19 protein-coding genes are annotated in these 23,874 nt (G+C 56.3%); 11 read left to right on the forward strand and 8 right to left on the reverse strand.

Annotated features, from left to right (window positions below; all coding sequences use genetic code 11):
* Nucleotides 1-27: 27 nt before the first annotated feature.
* The 4 genes from ACQY5R_RS09440 to ACQY5R_RS09455 form a co-directional block, all read right to left on the reverse strand.
* On the reverse strand, nt 28-2,865 hold the full coding sequence (locus ACQY5R_RS09440) for an FAD-binding and (Fe-S)-binding domain-containing protein (RefSeq protein WP_428607403.1): 2,838 nt from the start codon (nt 2,863-2,865) through the stop codon (nt 28-30).
* A 58-nt stretch (nt 2,866-2,923) separates the two neighbouring features.
* Nucleotides 2,924-4,312 (reverse strand): TRAP transporter large permease, encoded by a 1,389-nt coding sequence (locus ACQY5R_RS09445; protein ID WP_428607405.1) that lies wholly within the window; start codon nt 4,310-4,312, stop codon nt 2,924-2,926.
* 3 nt (nt 4,313-4,315) lie between these two features.
* Nucleotides 4,316-4,954, reverse strand: a complete 639-nt coding sequence (locus tag ACQY5R_RS09450) for a TRAP transporter small permease subunit (RefSeq protein WP_428607408.1) — start codon at nt 4,952-4,954, stop codon at nt 4,316-4,318.
* A gap of 223 nt (nt 4,955-5,177) precedes the next feature.
* Nucleotides 5,178-6,263, reverse strand: coding sequence for a TRAP transporter substrate-binding protein (locus tag ACQY5R_RS09455; protein WP_428607410.1), 1,086 nt, complete (start codon nt 6,261-6,263; stop codon nt 5,178-5,180).
* A gap of 355 nt (nt 6,264-6,618) precedes the next feature.
* Here ACQY5R_RS09455 and ACQY5R_RS09460 point away from each other — a divergent pair, with 355 nt between their 5' ends.
* The 8 genes from ACQY5R_RS09460 (at nt 6,619) to ACQY5R_RS09495 (ending at nt 16,599) form a co-directional block, all read left to right on the forward strand.
* Nucleotides 6,619-7,359, forward strand: coding sequence for an FCD domain-containing protein (locus ACQY5R_RS09460; RefSeq protein ID WP_428607412.1), 741 nt, complete (start codon nt 6,619-6,621; stop codon nt 7,357-7,359).
* Nucleotides 7,360-7,481: 122 nt separating this feature from the next.
* Nucleotides 7,482-8,249, forward strand: coding sequence for a (Fe-S)-binding protein (locus tag ACQY5R_RS09465; protein WP_428607414.1), 768 nt, complete (start codon nt 7,482-7,484; stop codon nt 8,247-8,249).
* Nucleotides 8,233-9,651: a LutB/LldF family L-lactate oxidation iron-sulfur protein gene (locus ACQY5R_RS09470; RefSeq protein WP_428607416.1), complete on the forward strand. Its 1,419-nt coding sequence runs from the start codon at nt 8,233-8,235 to the stop codon at nt 9,649-9,651. Before ACQY5R_RS09465 ends, ACQY5R_RS09470 begins: the two co-directional genes overlap by 17 nt.
* Nucleotides 9,644-10,300, forward strand: coding sequence for a LutC/YkgG family protein (locus ACQY5R_RS09475; RefSeq protein WP_428607418.1), 657 nt, complete (start codon nt 9,644-9,646; stop codon nt 10,298-10,300). The genes ACQY5R_RS09470 and ACQY5R_RS09475 overlap by 8 nt, the downstream gene beginning before the upstream one ends.
* 121 nt (nt 10,301-10,421) lie before the next feature.
* Nucleotides 10,422-10,934 (forward strand): SprT-like domain-containing protein, encoded by a 513-nt coding sequence (locus ACQY5R_RS09480; protein WP_428607421.1) that lies wholly within the window; start codon nt 10,422-10,424, stop codon nt 10,932-10,934.
* Nucleotides 10,935-11,038: 104 nt separating this feature from the next.
* The gene (locus ACQY5R_RS09485; RefSeq protein WP_428607424.1) at nt 11,039-12,823 is read left to right on the forward strand and encodes a GGDEF domain-containing protein; all 1,785 of its coding nucleotides are present in this window, start codon (nt 11,039-11,041) and stop codon (nt 12,821-12,823) included.
* A gap of 124 nt (nt 12,824-12,947) precedes the next feature.
* The gene (locus ACQY5R_RS09490; RefSeq protein WP_428607426.1) at nt 12,948-15,095 is read left to right on the forward strand and encodes a methyl-accepting chemotaxis protein; all 2,148 of its coding nucleotides are present in this window, start codon (nt 12,948-12,950) and stop codon (nt 15,093-15,095) included.
* A 139-nt stretch (nt 15,096-15,234) separates the two neighbouring features.
* On the forward strand, nt 15,235-16,599 hold the full coding sequence (locus tag ACQY5R_RS09495) for a diguanylate cyclase (RefSeq protein WP_428607428.1): 1,365 nt from the start codon (nt 15,235-15,237) through the stop codon (nt 16,597-16,599).
* Between the two features lies 1 nt (nt 16,600).
* On the opposite strand, the gene ACQY5R_RS09500 is transcribed toward ACQY5R_RS09495, so the two are convergent.
* The gene (locus ACQY5R_RS09500; RefSeq protein ID WP_428607431.1) at nt 16,601-17,977 is read right to left on the reverse strand and encodes a DUF1566 domain-containing protein; all 1,377 of its coding nucleotides are present in this window, start codon (nt 17,975-17,977) and stop codon (nt 16,601-16,603) included.
* A gap of 146 nt (nt 17,978-18,123) precedes the next feature.
* Between ACQY5R_RS09500 and ACQY5R_RS09505 the strand changes: the two genes are divergently transcribed.
* On the forward strand, nt 18,124-19,821 hold the full coding sequence (locus tag ACQY5R_RS09505) for a L,D-transpeptidase family protein (RefSeq protein WP_428607433.1): 1,698 nt from the start codon (nt 18,124-18,126) through the stop codon (nt 19,819-19,821).
* Between the two features lie 147 nt (nt 19,822-19,968).
* A complete protein-coding gene (locus ACQY5R_RS09510) occupies nt 19,969-20,541 on the forward strand; it encodes a YcbK family protein (RefSeq protein WP_428607436.1) in 573 nt (190 codons plus the stop codon).
* A 27-nt stretch (nt 20,542-20,568) separates the two neighbouring features.
* On the opposite strand, the gene ACQY5R_RS09515 is transcribed toward ACQY5R_RS09510, so the two are convergent.
* From ACQY5R_RS09515 to ACQY5R_RS09525, 3 genes are all read right to left on the reverse strand, one after another.
* The gene (locus ACQY5R_RS09515) at nt 20,569-21,039 is read right to left on the reverse strand and encodes a DUF1499 domain-containing protein (RefSeq protein WP_428607438.1); all 471 of its coding nucleotides are present in this window, start codon (nt 21,037-21,039) and stop codon (nt 20,569-20,571) included.
* A 240-nt stretch (nt 21,040-21,279) separates the two neighbouring features.
* On the reverse strand, nt 21,280-22,203 hold the full coding sequence (locus tag ACQY5R_RS09520; protein WP_428607440.1) for a hypothetical protein: 924 nt from the start codon (nt 22,201-22,203) through the stop codon (nt 21,280-21,282).
* Between the two features lie 15 nt (nt 22,204-22,218).
* Nucleotides 22,219-22,635 carry a DUF3568 family protein gene (locus ACQY5R_RS09525; RefSeq protein WP_428607443.1) on the reverse strand — a complete coding sequence of 139 codons (417 nt, stop codon included), beginning with the start codon at nt 22,633-22,635 and terminating at the stop codon, nt 22,219-22,221.
* Between the two features lie 381 nt (nt 22,636-23,016).
* On the opposite strand from ACQY5R_RS09525, the gene ACQY5R_RS09530 reads away from it, so the two are divergent.
* Nucleotides 23,017-23,874 carry a sterol desaturase family protein gene (locus tag ACQY5R_RS09530; RefSeq protein WP_428607446.1) on the forward strand — a complete coding sequence of 286 codons (858 nt, stop codon included), beginning with the start codon at nt 23,017-23,019 and terminating at the stop codon, nt 23,872-23,874.

Raw genomic sequence — 23,874 nt, forward strand, 5'->3', positions numbered from 1 at the left:
GATTCGGTTCAGCCATTCTCTACCCCATCAAGCAGACTCTCTTCCGGTAAAACAGTGATCCACCAGATAGACGATGGATTGATAAGCGATTCTTCCATGCCGTGACAGGCCGATTTCACAGGTACGGCTGTTGGAGACGCCCATTTCACAATTCGGAGGCAAAGCTTCCGATAACCGTTTCAAGGCCGAGGCATTCAACTCGGGCCGGGTAAAACCTTTATCACCGGCAAACCCGCAACACCCTTTATCCTCCGAAACAGTCACTTGCCGGGCACACTGTTCTGTCAGCTCGCGCATGGCATCGGCCAGTCCCATCTTGCGGCTGCTACAGGTGACATGCAGCGCGATTTGATCCACCTGTTGGGTGCGCTGCAGATGCGGCAGCAGATAACGATTGATGAAGCTTACCGGCTCATGGATCTGCAACGGTTGTGTGAACTGTTCAATCATCCGAAAGGTACAGGGGCTGGTATCGCACAGGATCGGATAGCGCCCCTGTTCACTGGCCGTCCACAACGCCTGCTCCAGCCGTTGCAGGCTTTGCGCCGCCTGTTCCGGCAACCCCTTGCTATCCAATGCCATGCCGCAGCAGAGCCCCTCGGGCCGAGGCGGCATGATGACTCGATAGCCCGCCTTAGCCAGCAGGTCCTGTACAACCTGATGCAGATCGTCCTGGAAGGGATCGCCCTTGGCCGGCCCCATGGTGCGGGTAACACAACTGGGGAAATAGACTACGGTACCGTTATAGTTAGCTGCCTCACTGACGGGCGGCTGCAGTTTTCCTGCTGCACGCGGCATGGCGGGATTCCATTGTGGAAACCGCTCGCCACTCAGGCGGCGTATCAGGCCGGTGGTTTTACCCATCAGCCGATCACCCAACAGGTCTTGGGAGAGCGCAGCCAGTTTCAGTCCAGCCCGAGTCATGGCGGCGACACCGGCAAAATGGTGATCCACCCAATCACCGACACGGGCCGCTCCCGCACCCTGTCGGGTCTGGCGAATCTGCTTGGTCAATTTGCCGGTATCGATGCCCACCGGGCATTCGATGGCACAAAGCCCATCCACCGCACAGGTGTCCAACCCCTGGTAGCTGTAATCATTTTCAAACTGCCGCAACCGCTGGGGATCTTCACCGGTCCGTTTCAAACGGGAAATTTCACGCCAGGAGACGATGCGCTGACGCGGCGTGAGCGTAAGGTTGCGCGAGGGACAGATCGGCTCACAAAAACCGCACTCGATGCACTTGTCGATCAACGGGTCGGCCGCCGGCAAGGGTTTGAGATTTTTCAGATGAATCTCGGCATCTTCATTCAGGATCACACCGGGATTCAGCAGGTTGGCGGGGTCGAACAGCTTTTTCAGCCGCCACATCAACCGGTAGGCATCGCTGCCCCACTCCATTTCCACAAACGGCGCCATATTGCGTCCGGTACCGTGCTCCGCCTTCAGCGAACCGCCGTAGTCAGCCACCACCAGTTCGCACACTTCATCCATCAACCCCTGGTAACGCTGGACCTCTTGGGCGGTACTGAAATCCTGGGTAAAGACGAAATGCAAATTCCCTTCCAGGGCATGCCCGAAAATCAGCGCCTCATGGTAATGATATTTTTCGAATAGCTGATGCAGCCCCCTGACCGCCGCCGCCAACTGCGGCACCGGGAAGGCGATATCTTCGATGATGACCGTCGTGCCGGTGGTACGCACCGCCCCGACCGCGGGAAACAGCCCCTTGCGAATATTCCACAACGCCTGATAGGCCGCTGCATCAAAGGTGAATTCCGCCTCACGCACCAGTTCTATCTGCTGCAGCACTTGCCGTATATCCGCCACCTGCCGCTGCAGCGCATCCGGATCAGCAGCACGCACATCCACCAGCAAGGCGGCCACTTCCTCATCCAGTTCTCGCAGCCAGGTCGGCATGTCCGGTTTATCCTGCACGGAGCGCAAGGCGGCGCGGTCCATCAACTCCACCGCTGTCACCGGCGACTGCTTGAGTTTGGCCACCGCCTGACAGGCGATTTCGACCGTCGGGAACAAAATCAGGGCGGTCGACTTGAACGGATGATCCGGCACCGTGCGATACCCGATCTCGGAGATAAAGCCCAGCGTCCCTTCGGAGCCGATCATCAAGTGCTGCAGGATCTCTATGGGATCTTCAAAATCGATCAGGGCATTGAGACTGTAGCCGGTGGTGTTCTTCAACCGATACTTGTGGCGGATACGCTCGGCCAGTTCATCATTGGCGCGCGTCTCTTGCGCCAGTGTGACGAGCGCCGTCAGCAGTTCAGCGTGAGATCTCTTGAAGCCGGCTATCGAATCCGCGTCGGCGGTGTCCAGCACCGTACCATCGGCCAGCACGACACGCAGACTGGCGAGTGTGTGATAGCTGTTCTGGGCCGTACCACAACACATACCGCTGGCGTTATTGGCGGCAATACCGCCGATCTTGGCGGCATTGATGGAAGCGGGATCGGGGCCGATCTTGCGCTGATAAGGTGCCAGGTAACTGTTGGCCCAGGCACCGACCACCCCCGGCTGCAACCGGATGATGGAAGCGTCCTCATTGATCGTGTAACCGCGCCAGTAATCGCCGGATAGCAGCAACAGCACGGAGTCGCTGATCGCCTGCCCGGAGAGACTGGTACCGGCTGCGCGAAAGGTAACCGGCGTGTGGCAACGGTGTGCGGCCGCCAGAATCCGCACCAGCTCGGATTCGTCATCGACCTTTACCACCAGTTGCGGAATCAACCGGTAAAAGCTGGCGTCGGTGCCATAGGCCAGGGTACGCAACGGATCATCGATCAGCCGGTCAGACCCGATAAACCCTTCCAGGTCGCGCTTTAACGCTCTGTAGTCAGCTGACATCGGTTACCTGCACCAAAGGTAATTGATTCATAACCATCTTAATCAGGAAAACTACCGCCTAATTAGCATAGGCCACCGAAGGCAGCCAGGTGACCACTTCGGGGAACAGCGCCACCACCAACAGACCCAACAGTTGCAACAGGATAAATGGGACCACGCCCTTGTAGATATCCAGCAACGTGATCCCCGGCGGACAGACACCTTTCAGGTAGAACAGGGCAAAACCGACCGGTGGGGTCAGAAACGAGGTCTGCAGTGTCACCGCCACCAGCAGGGCAAACCAGACCAGTTCCGGATTGTCCACCACGCCGTGACCATCGATATCCAGGCCCAGACCTTTGATCACCGGTGCCAGCAGCGGCAGGATGATCAGGCTGATCTCGATCCAGTCGAGGAAGAAACCGAGCAGGAATACCACGCCAAGGATAAAGGCGATGATGCCGTAGGGACCGAACGGCAAGCCGGTCAGCGTGGCCTCGATCAGCTGATCGCCACCCAATTCACGCAGCACCAAAGCGAACACCGTGGCGCCCACAAAGATGGCAAAGATATAGGCCGAGGTGTTGAAGGTGTTGATGGTCACCTCCTTCAATACCTCCCAACTCAGTTGCCGGTAACCGGCCGCCATGATGACGGCGCCCAGGGCACCGATACCGCTGGCCTCGGTGACCGTGGCGATACCGGCGAAGATGGAACCCAGTACCGCGAGGATCAGGGCCGCCGGCGGCAGGATGGTCTTGAACACACTCCAAACCACCGCCAGGCTGACGGGTTGGGCATCGGTCGCGAGCGGCGCCGAGGCCGGCCTGAAGAAGGAGAAGCCGAGGATATAGAGCATGTAGAAGATACCCAGGATGATGCCCGGGAAGACGGCCCCCATGAACAGATCGCCAACCGACAGGCCCATCTGGTCACCCATGATCACCAGCATGATGCTGGGGGGGATCAGGATACCGAGGCAGCCCGCGCCGGCCACGGTACCCAGTGCCAGACTTTTGCTGTATTGCTGGCGCATCATCACCGGCAGGGACATCACGCCCAGCAGTACCACCGAGGCACCGATAATACCGGTGGAGGCGGCCAGGATAATGCCGATCAGGGTCACGGCGATCGCCAGGCCGCCGCGCACCCGGCCAAACAGCCCTTGCATGGCGTGCATCATGCGCTCGGCGACGCCGGACTTGTCCAGCATCAGCCCCATGAAGATAAACATCGGCAGGGCCACCAGTACCCAGTTGTCCATGATGCCGAAAATACGCCCCACCGCCAGGCCGAGGGTCGAGTAGTCGAGACCGGTCATGGTATCCAGGTGGTTGTCCGCCAGGTAGCCCACGCCGGCGAACAGCACGCCGACACCGGCCAGCGCCCAAGCCACCGGAAAACCGGTAAACAGCAGCGCGATGAAGCTGACGAACATCGCGATGACAAGGATTTCATTCATTTCCATGGCTCAGCCCTCCCCATGTTTATCGGTGGTACGGTTCGCGTCATCGCTCAGCTCCTGGACACGGAACAGGTGACGCAACATGGAGACGCGCCCCGGATAGGGCTCTTCCGGCTCACGGGCCAGATGCAGCAACAGCGTGATCTCGCGGATCAGGCGGGCAATGGCGGCGATAAACAGCAGGGCAAAACTGATCGGGATGACCGATTTGACCACCCAGCGGTAAGGCATGCCGGTGGGATTGGCGGAACTCTCGCCGATGTCGTAGGAGTAGTAGACCCACTCCAGGCTGTGCAGAAAAATCACCACGATAAACGGCAACAGCAAAAACAGCAGGCCGAAAATCTCCCAGCGGTGCTGGGCGGCGCGGGAGAGGTTCATGTGCACAATATCGACCCGGATATGCGAGTCGTTGGTAATGGCGAAACTGAGACCGAACATGAAGCCGACCGCGTAGACGTGCCAGATCAGCTCCTCCAGATAAACCAATCCGTGATTGAAACCGTAACGCAGCACCACCTGCACCAGAATAATGCCGATCAGCAGGACGTTACTCCAGGCCATTACCTGACCGATACGTTGCACGAATCCGTTCAGGGCATCGACGATGGGAATGCGATATTCCAGATCGTTGGGTTGATTCATCTCATGCCTCGATACTGTCTCGGAACCGCCCGGCCTGGGTCGCGTTGGACGCGCAAACCGGCGGATCATGGGGAAAAAAAGGGTGGTATCGGTCAGGGGCCGGAGCCAAACCGGCTCCCACCTGCGCGGTCGCCTCCCGCACGTCGGGAACAAATTTGACTCCGACCCCTAACCCGGGGTCTGTCCGTGGAACCCGGAACCGGGTCCCGCGGACAATTGCGAATTACTGCTCGCGTACCGTGCCCGGACGGGGCAGGAAGGCCCACTTGTTCCAGACCGCATAGTCGTTGCGGAAGCTCTCCAGATTATCCCAGATGGCCTTGAACTCGGGGTCCTTGGCGGACTCCTCGGCCACTACCTCGGCCCACTTGCTCCTGAAGGCATCCAGGATTTCGGCCGACCAGTAGCGGTTCTCAACGCCATTCTTTTCCAGGTTCTCCTTCATCTGCGGGAACTGGATCGCCTCGCCCAGCGCCAGGCCGTCCAGCATGGCGGCCTTGCAGCTCATCTCCACCAAGCCTTGCTGTGACTCATCCATACCCTTCCAGGTATCCCCATTGATGACCAACTCGAAGAGGGTGGCGGGCTGGTGCCAGCCGGGGTAGTAGTTGAACTTGAGGATCTTGTGGAAGCCCAGCAGCTTGTCGATGGCCGGCATGGAGAACTCGGTGGCGTCGATGGCTCCCTTCTCCAGCGCCGGGAAGATTTCGCTGGAAGGCAGCAGGCTGGTAGAGACACCCATCTTCTCCATCACCAGGGCACCCAGGCCAAAGAAGCGCATACGCACGCCCTGCAGGTCCTCGGGCTTGTCGATCGGCTTGCTGAACCAGCCGGAGGTTTCGGGAGCGATGATACCGCAGGGGATGGCATGCACGTTCAGCCCCTTTTTGTCATACATCTCCTGCCACAGCTTGCGGCCTTCGCCGTAGTAGATCCAGGCGAGGAACTCCGGCGCATCCGGACCAAACGGTACGGCGGAGAAGATACCAGCCTTGGTGCCCAGCACGCCTGTGTTGTAACCCGGGGTGGTGTAGCCGGCATTCACCTTGCCGCTGGCCACCGATTCCAGGATCTCTTTGGGGGGAATCAGTTTGCCCGGCTCGTAGACCTTGATCTTGACGCTGCCACCGCTGGCGACATTCAGATGCTCCGCCAGCCACTTCGGGGTGCTGCCCAGGCCGGTCAGGTGGGTACCGAAGTAAACGGGAACTTTCAGCAGGGTTTTCTTTTCCGCAGACAGTGCGGCGCCGCTGGCGACACTCATGGCCAGAGCGGCGGCGGATACTACCGAGATCAATTTTCTCTTCATGGTTCTTTTCACTCCAATGGGGAAACAGGGTGACAGCCTCCCGGTCAACCACCTTCTCTCCGGCTTTTACCCTGCGCGGATCACTATCCCGAGGTGGTTTGACGAGGCCATCCTGTCGCCTGACAAACTGGTTAATTGGTCAGGCCACTTAATTTTTACCCCATGGCTTCCCTAATGTCAAACAGTTCACAATCGCTCGAAAAGCGCATTTTACTCCCTATATATACCCCCCTTATGGCGTTATTTTCGTTGGGAATTTGATAAAATAGCCCGGTAAGACTTCTCTTTTTTAAAAAATCCATCTACACTCAAAAACAATTGGTCTTACCAGTTGTCGGGAGCCAAGAGAGCAGAAATGAAACATCAACGATTGTCCGATCAAATCGCGGAAAAACTGGAAGCCATGATTGCCCGGGGCAGCCTCAAGCCGGGCGAGAAGCTCCCGGCCGAGCGTGAACTGGCCCACCGGCTGGAGGTATCACGACCGTCACTGCGGGAGGCGATTCAGAAGCTCAACAGCAAGGGGCTGCTTGAAACCCGGCACGGCGGCGGTACCACCGTCTGCGAATCACTGGAGCCGTCGTTTGTCAGTCCGCTGATTGCCCTGCTACGGGAGATGCCGGAATCACGCTTCGACGTGCTGGAGACCCGCCATGCCCTGGAGGGGACTGCCGCCTACTACGCGGCTTTACGCAGCACTAACGAGGACAAGGAGAAGATCAGACGCTGTTTCGACATAATGATCAGGGACCACGGCAACCCCGACCCGATGGACGAGGCGCGCGCCGATGCCGCCTTCCACCTGTCCATCGTGGAGGCGTCGCATAACCTGGTGCTGCTGCATGTGATGCGCGGATTGTTCACCCTGCTGCAGAGCAGTATTTCGCACAACCTGGACAAGCTTTACACCCTGCCCCGGGTGTTCGAGCCGCTGAGTCACCAGCATGAACGGCTGATGAACATGGTGATTGAAGGCGATGCGGAGAAGGCACGCCAGGCGGCCCAGGAACACCTGGTGTTCGTGGAGGAGTCGTTGCAGCAGATCGACCGCGAGGAGGTGCGCAAGCAGCGCTCATTGCGCGGTCTGTCAGCGTGAGATCTCAACTGTTTGGCAGTTGTTGAATAAACAAGCTACACGTTGGAGATGGTCCATTGTGCCTACCCTCTCCGACGATAGCGTGAGTTAACTTTTTTGATTCAAAATATTCAGGAGTCACTATGTCTCTGGCGAAGCACTACCCGGACAGGCCGGATAAGGTCTATTACTTCGGCACCTGCCTGATCGACCTGCTCTATCCCCAGGCCGGCCTCGCCGGCATGCAATTGATCAAGCGCGAAGGCGTCCAGGTAATCTTTCCACAGGATCAAACCTGCTGCGGACAGCCGGCGTGGAACTCCGGCTTCCGCGAACAGACCCGGGCAGTGGTACTCAATCAATTACGCTGTTTTCCCAAGGATTATCCCATTATCGTCCCCTCCGGCTCCTGTGCCGGCATGATGCGTCACCACTATCCGGAAGTGTTCAAGGGCTTGCCGGAAGAAGCCCTGGTTAACGACTTTTCCCAGCGGGTGTTCGAGCTGACCGAGTTCCTGGTCCATGTGCTGAAGATAGAGTTGCAGGACCTGGGGGAACCCACCAAAGTGGCCCTGCACACCTCCTGCTCCGCCCGTCGAGAAATGGGCGTCGCCGATGAGCACGAAACGCTGTTGCGCCAACTCGGCAATGTGCAGTTGGTGGAACAGGCACGCAAGGCCGAGTGCTGCGGTTTCGGCGGCACCTTCGCCGTCAAGCATCCGGACATCTCCGCCGCCATGGTGGCGGATAAGGCCCAGGCCATCACCGATACCGGCGCCGACCAACTGGTCAGTGGCGATTGCGGTTGCCTGATGAACATCACCGGACATCTGCAACACCAAGGCATCGGCCCCCAGGGCCAGCACATCGCCAGTTTCCTCTGGGAGCGTACCCATGCAGCAAAAAGCTGAATTCGACCAGCGCGTGCAGAAAGCGCTGAACAACCCGCAACTGCGCAGTAATTTCCGCATCGCCATGGATGGACTGATGGAGAAGCGGAGCAACGCCTTTCCGGACAAAGCGGCCCTGGAAACGTTGCGCATCACCGGATCAAAAATTCGCGCCAATGCCCTGGCCAAACAACCGGAACTACTCGAGCAGTTGGAAGCCAACTGCACCCGCAACGGTATTCAGGTGCACTGGGCCGAAACCCTGGAACAGGCCAACCGGATTGTGCTCGACATCATGGAGCGCCACCAGGCCAACCGCATGATCAAGGGCAAATCGATGGTTTCCGAGGAGATGGAGTTGAACCACTTCCTCGAGGCGCAGGGAAAAAACTGCATCGAATCCGATCTGGGCGAATACATTATTCAGTTGGACCACGAAACCCCTTCTCACATCATTGCCCCGGCGATTCACAAGAGCAAGCAGGAGATCGCCCGGCTCTTCAAAGAGAAACATCCTGATATCCCCTACAGTGAAGATATCGAGACCATGACCCGTAGTGCGCGAAAAGTCCTGCGCAGCAAATTCTTCGAAGCCGAAGTGGGGCTATCCGGGGTCAACTTTGCCGTGGCCGAGACCGGCACCCTCTGCCTGGTGGAGAACGAAGGCAACGGTCGTATGTGCACCACCGTACCGCCGGTACACATCGCCGTGACCGGCATCGAGAAAGTGGTGGAAAAGCTGGCCGACGTACCGCCACTGCTAAAACTGCTCACCCGCTCTGCCAGCGGCCAACATATCTCCACCTACTTCAATATGATCAGTTCACCGCGCAAACCGGGCGAACGGGACGGCCCGAAAGAGGTGCACCTGGTGCTGCTGGACAACCAGCGCTCCAAGATCTACGAAGATGAGGAACTGTTCGACAGCCTGCGTTGCATCCGCTGCGGCGCCTGCATGAACCACTGCCCGGTCTACACCCGTATCGGCGGCCACGCTTACGGCTCCCTCATTCCCGGGCCGATCGGCTCGGTAATCGAACCACAGAAATTCGGTCTGGACAACTTTGGGGTACTGCCCACCGCCTCCACCCTGTGCGGTGCCTGCGGCGAAGTCTGCCCGGTCAAGATTCCGTTGCCGAAACTGCTGCATCGTCTGCGCTATGAACAGGTGCGGGACGACCATACCGGTGCCACCAATGGACAAGGCTCACAGCGCTCCGGCAAAGAGGCACTGATCTGGAAACTCTGGAGCTGGGCCCATGCCAGCCCCACGATCTATCGCTCCGGCACCAAGCTGGCCACACTGTTGCGCGGTGTCGTCCCCAATAAACTCGGTCCCTGGACCCGTGTACGCACAGCCCCGAAGATCGCACCCAAATCGTTACACCAGCTGGCCCGTGAAGAGGGTTTCGACAATGAGTAAGGCACGTGACAACATCCTGGCCCGCCTGCGTGCCAAAAGCGACGAAAAAGCGCCGATTGACCTGGATCGTTCGTTGACATCCCCCGACTGGAACCGATCGGAGCGCATCGACCACTTTTGCCAGGCCATGCGCTCGGTGAGGACCGAAGTGCATCGGGTGAGCGAAGCCGATTGGGCAAAAAAGCTGGCTGAACTGGCGAAAGAGAAACAGTTGCGCAACCTGCTCTATGCACCGGCCGGACCGTTGGCGGAAAAGATCGAGGCGACCTGGAGAAACGGAGATGACCTACCGGAACTGGTCACCCGCGAAGTGGAGGTGGACGGCTGGAAAGAGGAGCTGTTTTTCGATATCGACGCCGCCATCACCTCGACCCGTAGCGGCATTGCCGAAGTGGGGGCGATGATTCTCTGGCCGACCCCGGAGGAACCGCGCACCTTTTCCCTGGTGCCGCCGGTACATATTGCGGTAGTGGAAGCGGACAAACTGCACAACACCTTTGCCGATGCCATCGCCGCCGAAGAGTGGGCGGCCGGCATGCCCACCAATGCCCTACTGATATCCGGTCCGTCCAAATCGGCCGATATCGAACAAACCCTGGCTTATGGGGTACACGGCCCGGTCGAGCTGATCGTGCTGTTGGTTGAGTAGATCGGTTTATCCATACGCCACCGTCCGGATCGGACGTGGCGTATCCGCAAGGCGGGCAAACGCCCGCCACGATTTTCACAAGGGCGATGCCATCCTGCACCGGATGGTGTAATCTTCGCGGATGCTCGAGACCGCACTAAGACAGGAAGTGGAAGCACTGACCTACCGATTACTGGCCACCGCCGGCGATCATTACCACAAAGATCCGGACCAGGTGATCATACAGTTCAATCTCACCGGCAAAGCGGCGGGGATGGCCCTGTTCCCACACCGCAGTACGCCCGTCATCCGTTATAACACGCTGCTTTTGATTGAAAATCAGGAAGATTTTCTGCGGCGTACCGTACCCCACGAAGTGGCCCACGTCGTTGCCCGCCGGTTTTTTGGTCAGAAGATCAAACCTCATGGCGCGGAATGGCGCGAGGTGATGCAACTGTTTGGAGCCGAGGCATCTCGCTGCCACAACTACGATATCAGTCGTGCCAGTCGCCGCCGACTGAAACGTTTCAACTATCGTTGCGACTGCCGCACCCATCGACTCAGCAGCATCCGCCATAAGCGGGTACTGCAGGGCCAGCAGTATCTCTGCATCGACTGTAAGCAACCGTTAGTGGCGTCTGTAGATCCAGAATAAATCGCATCACCCGGAATTCAAATCCACGCCATTCATAAAACAGTAACAACCAACACTTAGCCTTGCGCCTGTCAAAACAAACGACAGGTTAGAAAACAACGGCTATGCAATACTCCCTGGAAGAATACCTCTACCGAATCATACGCGAACGCTCACTGACCGTACTGTTCCAACCCATCGTTAATAATAAGAAGCAGGAAATTTTCGGATATGAAGCACTGATTCGCGGCCCTTCCGATACACCATTACATTCTCCAGTCACACTGTTTGAGACGGCGGCACGTTACGGCCATCTGGTCGAGCTGGAGGTGCTGTGTCGTGAGGTATCGATCCAACAGTTCGTGCGCCTCAACCTGGATGGCAAGCTGTTTCTCAATACCAGTCCGGAAAGCCTGTTTCAGCCAAACTTTCGCACCGGCTCCACCCTGGACATTCTCAAACACGTGGGGTTGCCGCCGGAAAAGGTGGTTATCGAGCTGACCGAGCAGTTCCCGACAGAAAACTATGAAGCGATCCGCGAAGCCAAACACCACTATAAATCGATGGGGTTCGAGATCGCCATCGATGATCTGGGGGCCGGATATGCCGGATTGCGCATGTGGTCGGAACTACGCCCCGATTATGTGAAGATTGATCGTCACTTCATGCAGGACATCCATGAAGACAGGGTCAAGCAGGAGTTTGTGCGCTCTATTAAAAATATTGCCCGCGGACTCAATTGCAAGGTTGTAGGAGAAGGCGTCGAGACCGCCGACGAGTTCCGCTGCGTGGCCAAACTGGGTATTGAATTCTTCCAGGGTTACTATTTTGCACGACCGGCACAAATCCCTGTCACCACCCTCGCCAAGAGCGCCTTCACTCAAACGCCGCACGACTTGCTACAGACAAATCGCCGCAGCTTTTTCACCACTACCATCAGCGACCTATTGCAGAGCGTTCCCGGCATCGCCGCTACCACCAGCATCGAGGAGAGCGCGCAAATATTCCAGATGGCCCCGCAATTGGAGAGTCTGCCGGTGGTGGACAACCAACAGCCGCTCGGACTGGTTAGACGCAACAACCTGATGAATCTCCTGCTTACCCGCTATGGCCGTGAATTGCACGGCAAAAAGCCGATCGTGCAATGTCTCGATCACAACACCCTGATGTTGGAGACAAGCTTACCGATCGAGCAGGCAAGCGGCCTGATCAGTGAACAGATGAAACAGAACAAGGAGTTGGAGTTTATCATCACCGAGAACGGGAGTTACCTCGGCGTCGGTTCGGTTATTGATCTGCTCAAGGTTATCACCGAGATGCAGGTACGCAGCGCCCGCTATGCCAACCCCTTGACCCTATTGCCTGGAAACGTACCCATCTACGAAGAACTGGATCATCTGCTGCGCGAACAGCAGGAGTTCGTTGTCTGTTATTGCGACCTGGACAATTTCAAGCCGTTCAACGACAAGTACGGTTATGAAAAAGGAGACCAGGTAATTAAGGACCTGGCTGACATCTTGCGATCAGAGGTCAAACATGAGCAGGATTTTATCGGTCATATCGGTGGCGATGATTTCATCCTGATTTTTCAAAGCGACAATTGGCAAACCCACTGCCAAGCCATCTTGCGCCGCTTTGAAGAGAGGGCCCCCGTCTATTACAGCCGCGAGGATATTTCTCAGCAAGGTATCTGGTCCCAGGATCGGGTCGGAAAATACCGTTTCTTCCCACTCCTGACACTCTCTATCGGCAGTGTGGTGCCCGATCCCGCCGCCTGCAAAAGTCACCATGATGTGGCATCGCTGGCCAGTTGCGCCAAACGTGAGGCAAAGCAGTTGCAAGGAAACAGCCTGTTCATTGAACGTCGCCGCCGTCCCAACAACCCACATCTACATCATGCTGTGGCTTGAACGACACCACGCCGGATACCCATCGATCCGGATATAAATCGGCAATCACGGTAATGCCCTTGTCACAGGCCACCGCTATAACTAACCCCGTATCACTCACCACAACTCCGCTTTGGAGCACGCTATGAATCGCTTTAAAAATCTCACCTTGCGTTTTCGTTTGATGGCCGGACTCGCCTCCATTGTCACCATTATGGGGGTAGTGGTTCTGATCAATATTATCCAGATCAATCGCAATCAAACCCTTACCGAACGGATGGTGGAGACCCAGGCGCCGCTGGTTCAGGCCAGCCTGAAATTGAAAGCGGGTATCGATGCTTCACTCGCCTCGCTGCGCGCCTGGATGCTACTGGACGACCCGCAATTCATCGCGGTGAGAAAAAACGTGCTCTCGGAACAGATCAACCCGGCCCTGGAAACACTGCAAACACTGGCATCAGGCGAGGATCCGGTCATGCAGGAACAATTGGACGGCATCAACCACCAACTCGATCTCTTGATGGAGATACTTGGGCGGATCGAATCGACCGCCCACAGCGCCGAAAATATCCCGGCCCTGAGTAAATTCAAGGAGGAGGCGGAGCCGTTGGCGGATATCATGTCGGATAAGATCGCCAGGATGATCGATCTGGAAAAATACATGGAATCGAGCAAGCTGCGCAAACAGGTGTTGGCCAACATGGCTGAAGTTCAAGGCAGTCTGGTATTGACCCTGGCTAACATCCGCGCCTTCCTGCTCACCGGTGATAAAAAATTCAGCGACAAAATTGAAGTTTACTGGCAACGCAACACCACCCGCTTTCAGGAGTTGGGCATGGCGGACGTGATGTTCAATGCCGAGCAAGCCGAAGAGTGGAAGGCATACCTCAAGGCTTATCGCGCGTTTCGTTCACTCCCTGATGAGATCATCGAGCTACGTCGCAAGAAGACCTGGAACCAAGCCAACTACTGGATGAGTCACGATGCCATTCCGGCCCAGCATGCGCTGGAAGCACAACTGAGCGCCCTGTCCCAACGACAAGAGCAACTGCAGTGGGCGGGTACCGCCCAGGTAATGGAAAACAGCACGCAGATGGTAACGACAAACTGGATCCTGTTGGTGCTCGGTGCCCTGCTGGCGTTACTGGTCGGCGTGTCGGTCAACCGTAGCGTACTAGGTTCGATTCGTCGGCTCTCCGATACCATTCTGCAAGTGGAACAGTCCGGTTCACTCTATCTGCGCGCTGCCGACGACAGCCGGGATGACATCGGTGCGGCGGCCAAGGCGTTCAACAGCCTACTTGACTCTTGGCAGCAGGTGATTATTACGGTTAACGGTTTTGTTGAGCATCTGGTCAGTGATATCGCCCGCTCATCCGATACCAATAACCGTACGCTGGAAAATATGAGCGAACAGCGGCAGAAGTCCAAATCCATCGCCTCGGCGCTCACCGATCTGCAAGGCAAAATCGATCAGGTGACGGAAAACGCCGAACTGGCCGCCTCTGTCAGCGGTCAGGCGGACCGCGATGCGGTCGAGAGTGTCGCCATTATAGAAAAAACACGTGAAGTGGTGGTCGATCTCTCCAATGAGATGGCACAAGCCCATGATGAAGTGAACAAGCTATCCAAGGATAGCGTCGAAATCGAAAACATCCTCAAAGTGATTCAAGAGATAGCCGAACAGACCAACCTGCTCGCCCTGAACGCCGCCATTGAGGCGGCCCGCGCCGGAGAGGTGGGACGAGGCTTCGCCGTGGTCGCCGACGAAGTACGCACCTTGTCTAAACGCACTCACGATTCCGTCCATCTGGTACAGAACACCATCAATAAGATCCAAAAACGTATTGTTACCGTGGTCGGATCCATTGACCGGAGTCAGCAGCGCATGACGCAGGCGGTGGAGCAGACCGGCAGTACCGAAGCGTCACTCAGACGTATCGCCACCGGCATCGCGACTCTATCGTCCATGAACAGCGATATCCTCGACGCGGTCACCCATAAACAGGCCGTCGCCGCCGTGATCAACCACGATGCCCTGGATATCTCCCGTTTCGCCGACCAAACGGTGGATCAGGCGCGCCAGGCGGTTGAAGCCGGCACCAGTCTCGCCAATCTCTCCTGGGAGCTCAAGCGACTGGTCGCCGGATTTTCAGTCGGCAGCCAACTGGAAACCGCCAGCCCGGTGATTCGATTAACCGGGAACGGTTCGGCCGATTCTGAAGCGGAACCCTCGGAACACCCCGATACAGACGAACTGTTCGACTACCCGTCCACCCGGCTGTCGGCTTAACCTGTCAGTCTGTCACAAACCCTTATGAAACCTGCCTCCCGCCTGATACAACGCGTTTGACACTCCGGCTCATTCGGCTATAGTCGGCGTCTGGAGTGAGTCTCATACCGTCCATCCGGTGGAGTCAGACCGCGTGAGAATGCAAAACAAATTGACCGTGACCTTACTGATTGTCGGTTTGCTGAGCGCCGGCACGGTGGGCGGTGTCGCCTACATGATTCTCATGCGCGGTTTCGAACAGGCGATCATGGACCAGGCCTACGTCAATTTCAGCAGCGATATCCAAGACTATCTGGAAAAATATGGCAGCTGGGAGAACGGAAGCCGCCAGGAAAGATTTCCAGATTTCGTTCGCCAAAAGCGCAACGTGCCCCGATTACCTCCGATGCCTCCATTTCGTAGACCGGCATCAGAACCGTTCCAAACAGCTAGCGATCAGCGCAACAGCCCCCCATTCCCACCGCTTCGTGGACCGGCGCCAGAACCGTCCCCGCCGGTTATCGATCGGCGCAACCAACCCCCCTTCCATTTTCTGGTCCTGGATCCATCCGGTATCGTACTCACCGGCTGGGAGGATTATCCGACCGGCTCACAGGCGCCGCCAGCCGTCGTGAAGCTTACCCGCCCCATCAAGGTCCGGGGAGAGGTGCGCCTGCTGATTGCCCCCCTCGGAGAACCGATATTGACGCCAAGCGACCACGGTTATCTCGAAGCAATGCGGCAGGCACTGCTCATCGGCATCACTGTGGCCTTTATACTGGCACTATTGATTGGCGTTATCACCGGAAACCGTATCAGCCGAACACTGCGTCTGCTCACTTCGGCTATCCGTTCGATGCGTAAAGACCGAGAGGCCGAGCACCCGGTACCGATCACCTCCGATGATGAGCTGGGTGAACTGGCCCGCGCCTTTAACCAAATGAACAGTGAACTCAGCCGGGCGCACCGGGAACTGCGTGAATCATCCGAACTGGTACAGAAACAGGCCGATGCGTTACGCGAACTCAGTATCAAAGACCCACTGACCCATCTGTTCAACCGGCGCCATTTTGACGAACAGGCACATAAACTATACGAGCAATCCCGGCGTTACGGCCATCCCATGACGGTCATGGTGGGCGATCTGGATCACTTTAAGCAAGTCAATGACCGGCTCTCCCACGCTGTGGGTGATGAAGTCTTGCGCCAGGTGGCCAAGCTGATAGGCAAAGGCGTTCGAAAGAGCGATGTGGCCGCCCGTTACGGCGGTGAAGAGTTCGTGATACTTTTCCCGAATTCAACCCTGAAACAGGCCGCACACTGTTGTGAAGCGCTCAGACACAATATCGAAAGCCATCCTTGGCACGACATCGATCCCGGGCTGAAAGTAACCATTAGCATGGGCTTATCAGACGATCTGACCCTGAACAGTGTTGAAAAGATGATTGCCCAGGCCGATGAGCGGTTGTACGCGGCCAAGCATGGCGGGCGCAATTGCATCATCCCGGTCATCGCCGCCGCCTAAGTTACTCGACCGAACGGACACAACGGGCGTAATTGCGGATACGCACCTGATCCTTTTGCCCACCCAACCCCTCGCTGTATCGAGCCGGATCACCGCTTTTCGGGTCACTACGCTGAGCCCCGGCACCGTGCACATCGACACCGTCCACCGATATACATTTGCCAAAACAGAGATAGATGGCCTGGCGGGTATTCTCTCCGTGCGTCGTGGAAGTCCAGAACCAACCCTTTCGATCCTGCTGCCGAAAAAATGCCGGATCGATGGCCGGGTCGTGATAACGGTAATCAACAATACTCTGCAGCTCCTTGGCATTCGGCAATCGCCAATCCCGATATCCGGCAAACGATAGATTCTCGCAATAGGCCAGCGAATCTTTCCAGAGACGCGGCTTACCGTCATCCTGCTGCTGCCACATCAGCCCGGAGGCTTGATCCGTTACGGTGCCATTCCGGTTATCCTGCAGTCGATTGGCGCCCCACTCCTGGCCCCGTACGCAACGATAAAACAGCCCCTGTCGTCCAGCCGTCGGAGCCTGCTTGATGCGTCCATCCAGGAAATTGAAGAAGAAAGCGGCCTCCACCCCTTTACGATCCCAGTGATCGCCGGTATATCGGGTCACCGACCAGGTCTGCCCCATCATGTCGGTATGGTGGGTGGCGGCAAAGCGATCATGCTCAAGCAACGAAGCATCCGGCTCATGGATTTCAAATAACGGATCAAGAAATGGCCGGCGTCCGGTGGCGCCAGCAAAATCGGCGATGGAGTACAGCTCTTTGATATTGGGCAGTCGCCAGTCGGTGTGTCCACCCAGATTGAGCGATTCACACTGCGCCTTGGCCGACGACCAGCCAAGGCGTTTGGCATGGTGTGCCTGCTGCCAGGTCAGGCCGGTAATGGGGTCGGTGACAGTGCCATCGCCATTATCCCGGTAGCCGAGTCTGACCCCACTGTAGTGGGCATCCTGGCCGTAGAACGGCTCACCGGGTGCAGGACAGGGAATGACGCCCTGGTTGTCAAAACAACTGCCCTGGCCGGTATCCGGGATACGGCTCTTGACCGATACGGCAGCGGCATATTCCCGGTCAATATCGACTGTCTCCGGCAATGGCATCATCCCCCGACGCCCACCCCTATCCTGGGTGGGCGCCCGCCCGCCCGGCGGTCCATCCTTCGGCACACACACCAGCTGCGGCTCCCTCATCTGCCGACAGACACCGCTGACGGTGCCATGAGGAGCGGTAAAGCGGCAGGCCTCCCCGCTCTGCGCGCTGCTGCAAGCCGTCAAGGCTTCCGGCGGCGGGCCACCACGCATCGGCTGTTGTGCTGAGGCGGAATGCATCACTATCCATAAAAAGCCAAGACCCATTATTCTTTTCATTTTTTAAATCCGATTATTTTATTTGAAAACCAACAGCCATCCGGTCATCGATACCCCCTGTGCCATCTTAGAGACGGATGCCATCTATACTGTTCAGTTAAGGGAATCACACCGTTGTCTCCTCACAGGGATTATTATCGAAAGGCATGATGACTGGAACCGGCACACACATCTCTTCGCCCCTACTGGCACTGTTGGCACTGCTCCTTCAAATAGGACTCGCGACAGCTGATGACACGGACATTGACCAAGTCGAAATCCGTCGCATGCTGCAGGAACAGCTTATTGCCGGCGAATTGCAACAGATTCAACCCACACCGGACTGGCTTAAACTGCGGCAGATTTACCACAACTACGGGGGCCAGCTACTGTGGCATGCCGCCTCCGGTCAGATCAGTCTCGCCGGCGCCGAACTGCACCGTTTTATTGCCGAGTCGGCCACGCTGGGGTTGGAACCACACCTGTACCATGCCACAGATTTTTCCGATCAGCCATTCACCACGTCTCGACAAGTAGTGCTCAATGACCTGCTACTGACTGATGGTTTCCTCAAATTGAGCGAAGCCCTCGCCCAAGGGCAGCTCGATCCGGGCAGGGTGGACCCGCTATGGAAAATACCGGTCGAACGGATCGACAATATCAAACTGCTTGACCAGGCGGTCATCGACTTGAATCCATCCGCCGTACTCAACTCCCTGATGCCACAAGCCCACGGCTATCAACAGTTGTTGCAAGCGCTGTCAGACTACCGCCACCTGGCCGATCAGGGAGGCTGGTCGACGCTACCCGATGCCCCACTGATACGCCCGGGAGATCATCACGATCTGGTTCCACTACTGCGCCAGCGGCTGGTTGCCTCGAATGAACATGGGGATGAAATACCTGATGATCCCCGCTTCTATGATCCCTCACTGCAGCAGAGCATTGAGCGTTTTCAACGCTCTCACGGCCTCAAGATGGATGCCATCATCGGCCCGCACACCCGGGCGGCCATGAATGTCTCCGTCGAGCAACGGATTGCCCAGATCGCATCCAATCTGGAGCGCTGGCGTTGGTTGCCGCAGCAGCTTGGCGATCGCTATATTCTGGTCAATATCGGCGGTTATCTGATGCAACTCATCGAGAATGATCAAATACGACTGGAAAAAAAGGCCATCATCGGCCGACCGAAACGGACAACCCCCTCATTCGCCACCCGGGTCACCCACTTGGTGTTGAATCCGACCTGGACCGTACCAAGACGTATCGCCGTGGAGGATCTCCTGCCTGAACAGCGCCGCGATTCCGAATATCTACTGCGCAAAAACATACAGATCCAGCAGCGGGAGGGAGATCAGTGGGTCGAGCAAGATCCGGCCATGATCGACTGGGGTCAGTACAGCAAATACCACTTCCCGTTCCGGCTACGCCAAAGCCCCGGCGACGGCAATAGCCTGGGACGAATCAAATTTCACATGCCCAATCCGTACGATATCTATCTGCACGACACACCGGCACAGGGACTGTTCGCCTACCCCGTCAGGGATTTCAGTTCCGGTTGTGTACGGGTGCATGAAATAAGCGATCTCGTTCACCAACTCATACCGGAAGATGACATCGACACGACAGTACAAATCGCCGAGCAGTTGGAATCGCGGGAAACCCAATACGTAAAACTTGCGCACCCCATCGATATCTTCCTGGTCTATTTCACCGCCTGGGTGGATACCACCGGACAAATACAGTTCCGTCCGGACATCTACGATCTGGACCGGCCACTTATTCTCGGCCTGCAACAGCTGCACTTGCAGCAGGCGAGTCAATTGGCCCACCATGATCCGGAAAAAAACACCCTCTCCGATTGACCTCCATTCCTCGATCAGCCTCCCATCCCGACCGTGACGCCCCTCACACGGCTGGTAATAAGCCTCGGTTTCATATAGCATTTACCGAATTTTTTGGATATAAGCCTGGGAAGTCAGCCGTATTCGATTGGGGAACCCGGCAATACAATGCAGCTAAAAACGGACAACAAAGAACACCGCACACCTACACTCAGTCGACGCGGCTTCCTTAGAGGCTGCGCGGCAGCGGCCGCCACCTTTGTCTTGCCCGACGCCTTTGCCAGCATCAATAAACATCCGGAACGCCGTTTGACACTGCACCACCTGCACACCGGTGAGCGAAGCCGCATCACGTACTGGGCCGACGGATCCTACGACCGCCAGGGACTTAAAGAGATCAACCACCTGCTGCGCGATCACCGAACAGGTGATCAACACACCATGGATCCCCACCTGTTCGACTTGCTCTATTCCATTCAGGACCGCATCGGCTGCCGCGGTGAATTCCAAATTATTTCAGGCTACCGCTCACCCAAAACCAACCGGATGCTGCGCAAAAACAGCAGCGGGGTAGCCAAACACAGTCTGCATATGGATGGCAAAGCTCTCGATATACGTCTTGCCGGTTGCGATCTGAAACATCTTCACCGTGTCGCCAAATCGCTCAAAGCCGGCGGCGTCGGTCTCTACGCCCAATCCAACTTCGTGCATGTGGATACCGGGCGGGTACGCTACTGGTAAGCCGGGCTTAACAATCCGGTTTCCCGATCACTTTTCCGAAAGCCCGTCCCCATACAGCCGTATCAGTTCCCGTACGCGTTGTTTGTTAACCCCCGCATCGCTATAGCCGACCCGTGAAGCGGACCGAATATGAATCTGCCTCTGATCCCTGTCGACGCGGATTTCCAGGTCATCCACAAAGCGGAATACGGCTGAGATAAAAGTTACCGCCAGATAACTGTCTTGCTCGGTCTGTATCGCCCCCCCCATCTTACTGATGATATTTTTTAACCGGGGCAACGGATCGAACACATCGGAAGTGATGGAAATGGGTTCAATATAGTGCTTACTGTCTGCGGCATATTCGCTGCAGACACAGTTTGGTTTATCCGGGCATCTGGAGAGTCTTCCATTTGCCAATCCAGCCGCCGTCCCAGACCCGGAGATAATACCCAGGATGAAAAAGAATACGATACCGGCGACGACCAGTGACAGCAGAATTATCAAGGTTGTTTTCATATCGATCCCTGCTGAACGCCGGGCCTGGCCTACTACTAATTGAATCTCTGCGCCCGTGCTTTGCCACCAGCCTACGCAACTCTCATATATATATCCATCCGCTCAATCCATGTCGTTAACCGAGATAGCTTCCCAAATACGACAGCGGCATGACACGGATGTCATGCCGCAATAAATGCTGAACAGCCAAGATCGGGGAACCAGATCCGCCCAACAACTTGGGCGGACACTCTCGCTAAACTATTTCTTATTCACGTGTCCATTGGCCTTCCCCATCGTTCCTGCAGCCGCCGTATTGGAAACCGTTGCCGAAGAACCGGCTGCACTGCCGGGGATATAGCCGTTTTTATTGGCGGCGGACGCATAACTATTAGCACTTTTACCGGAGAAAGCTTTGCCGTTTTGTTTGCCATGGCTAGCTTGCTGAACCGATCCACCATTGGCGGTTACAATACCACTGCCCTGCCCCTTGCCACTGGATATATAGCCATTGCCCCGCGATTGAACACCAACGGAAGTGGATTTGGGTGGATGGGAGGGGATATAGCCATTGCTCTTGACCGCGGATGATTCCGTTGTGGCGGGTAGCGTAGTGGCAACCTTTCCTTTGCCCATCAGCTGTCCGACTGACATATCGTACTCACGGGCGATCTGCCCCCACCCCATACCCTCGGCACGCATTGCCAGGATACCCTCTACCGGTTGACCATTGATTTCGCCCCCGACCAATACCGCGGAAAGCTCTTCGTTGGTGGGCTGGGTAATGCCCATCTGCTTCAACGTGGACTCGGCCAGACTCAACGTCAGTTTGACATTGCCATACCCCATGGTCCCGGTGGGGGGCTCTATCTGGGTAGCGGTAGTTTCCGCATCGGATGAGAGACTGAAAGCGGTGCCCTGACGTAAACCGGAAACCACTTCTGCGGCCTGCTCTTCGCTACCGAGAAACTCGGAATACCGCTGACTCAGTGCCCCTTCGGTCTGGGAAGAAGTGCCAACCGTCGTGGAGGCATCCGCTGTATCAACCGTCGTCTCAATAGTAGTGGTTGTGTCAGTAGTGCTGGTGTCAGTAGTGGTCGTCTCATCAGCCAACAGTGGGCCTGTCACGACAAAAAACGAAGCAAGTGTGAAAAAATGGATGGAATGTTTCAACCGCTTATTCATAATTCATCTCCTGGATTAACCACCGGACAACACACGCTCTGTTTGCAAAACGATTTCGGTGGCCGTTGCGCTGTCTTTTAAGACACCTTCACTGGCTACGGCACGCATCTGCGTGGTTCGCTTTGTCAGCGGCTCAAGTCGCACTTCGATATCACGCTTATTGGCCGAAGCCAAAATGATCCGCTCACCCTTTTCATTGGTACTGCGGCTATCCACTTTGATTCCCATATCCTTCATGGCGCGCACCGCCGCCGTTTCAACCGACTTCATGGGGGCGGTGAACGTCTTATAAATCATCCCGCCCAAGGTATGGTTAACGCCGACGCCCGCACCAATGGAAGCCGCCGTCAGGGTGATAGGGTCACACCCGTTAATCCCGAAAGCACAAACAAGTACAATTGCGGGTTTGGTAATTCGTTTAAGTAAGTACAAGTCACTACACCTTATCAATCTGGTTGGATTACAATTTAACGCTTATCTCTATAGCCTATCACTATATTGGTAGCCATTATTTTTACATTGTGTGAAATAGCTACGATTCCTGATAATAAACGCGATGTGCCCGTAAAAACCGTCATCCCCCCGCTCCGGCACCTCTGATTCCATTTCCGGCTATTATAAATATCGTCTTAATCGCTCTACGGGCGGTGAGCCCACTAAAATCCAGCCAGACCACTTCTACATAACCAATTAATTTAATTATATTTTTTATTTCGCCCAGCCCGGCTTCATCTGCTAACATGCTGTTAATGGGAACGCGCTGCGGGTTTGCAGTACCTTCTTGGAATTTCTGTTTTTCACCCGGGACGTTATATGTCGTGGCAACGATTTATCCTGGATAATGAGATCTTCATCCGTCTCGGATGCTTTTTTGGCATACTGCTGTGGATAGCCCTGTGGGAGATTCGCTCGCCACGCCGAAAACTCAGTCAACCCAAAGCACGGCGTTGGCTGCACAATCTCGGACTCACTGTGCTCAATTCGTTACTGTTACGTTTGCTGTTCCCGGCTGCGGCGGTTGGCATAGCGGTTATTGCCGAACAAAAGGATTGGGGGCTGCTTAATTACTACCCCGTCCCACCGCTGCTTTCAGTGCTCCTGAGCATCATACTGATGGATGGGGTGATTTATCTACAACATGTGATGGTACATGCCATCCCCCTGCTGTGGCGGCTGCACCGGGTACATCATGCCGATCTGGATTACGATGTCACCACCGGTGCGCGTTTCCACCCGCTGGAGATTATCCTCTCCATGTTGATCAAATTTGCCACTATCCTGTTGCTGGGCCCCCCAGTGGTGGCCGTCATCCTGTTTGAGGTGTTGCTGAACGCCACCGCCATGTTCAACCATGGCAATCTGCGGTTGCCGGAAAAGGTCGACCGGATTGTTCGGTTGTTTTTGGTCACACCGGATATGCACCGGGTGCACCACTCCATTGAAGACGATGAAACCAACAGCAATTTCGGTTTCAGCCTGCCCTGGTGGGATCGCCTGTTCGGCACCTATAAAGCACAGCCGAGGGCCGGACACGAAGGGATGACCATTGGTATTGAACGATTCCGCGACCCCGCCAAGGTGGAACGGTTGCCCGGCATGCTCATGCTGCCGTTTTCCGGTGACAGCACCGGTTACACGATCAATCGGCGCAGTTGGAAAAAAGAACCCTAG

Source organism: Sedimenticola sp. (assembly GCF_050289425.1).
Classification (GTDB): Bacteria; Pseudomonadota; Gammaproteobacteria; order Chromatiales; family Chromatiaceae; genus Sedimenticola.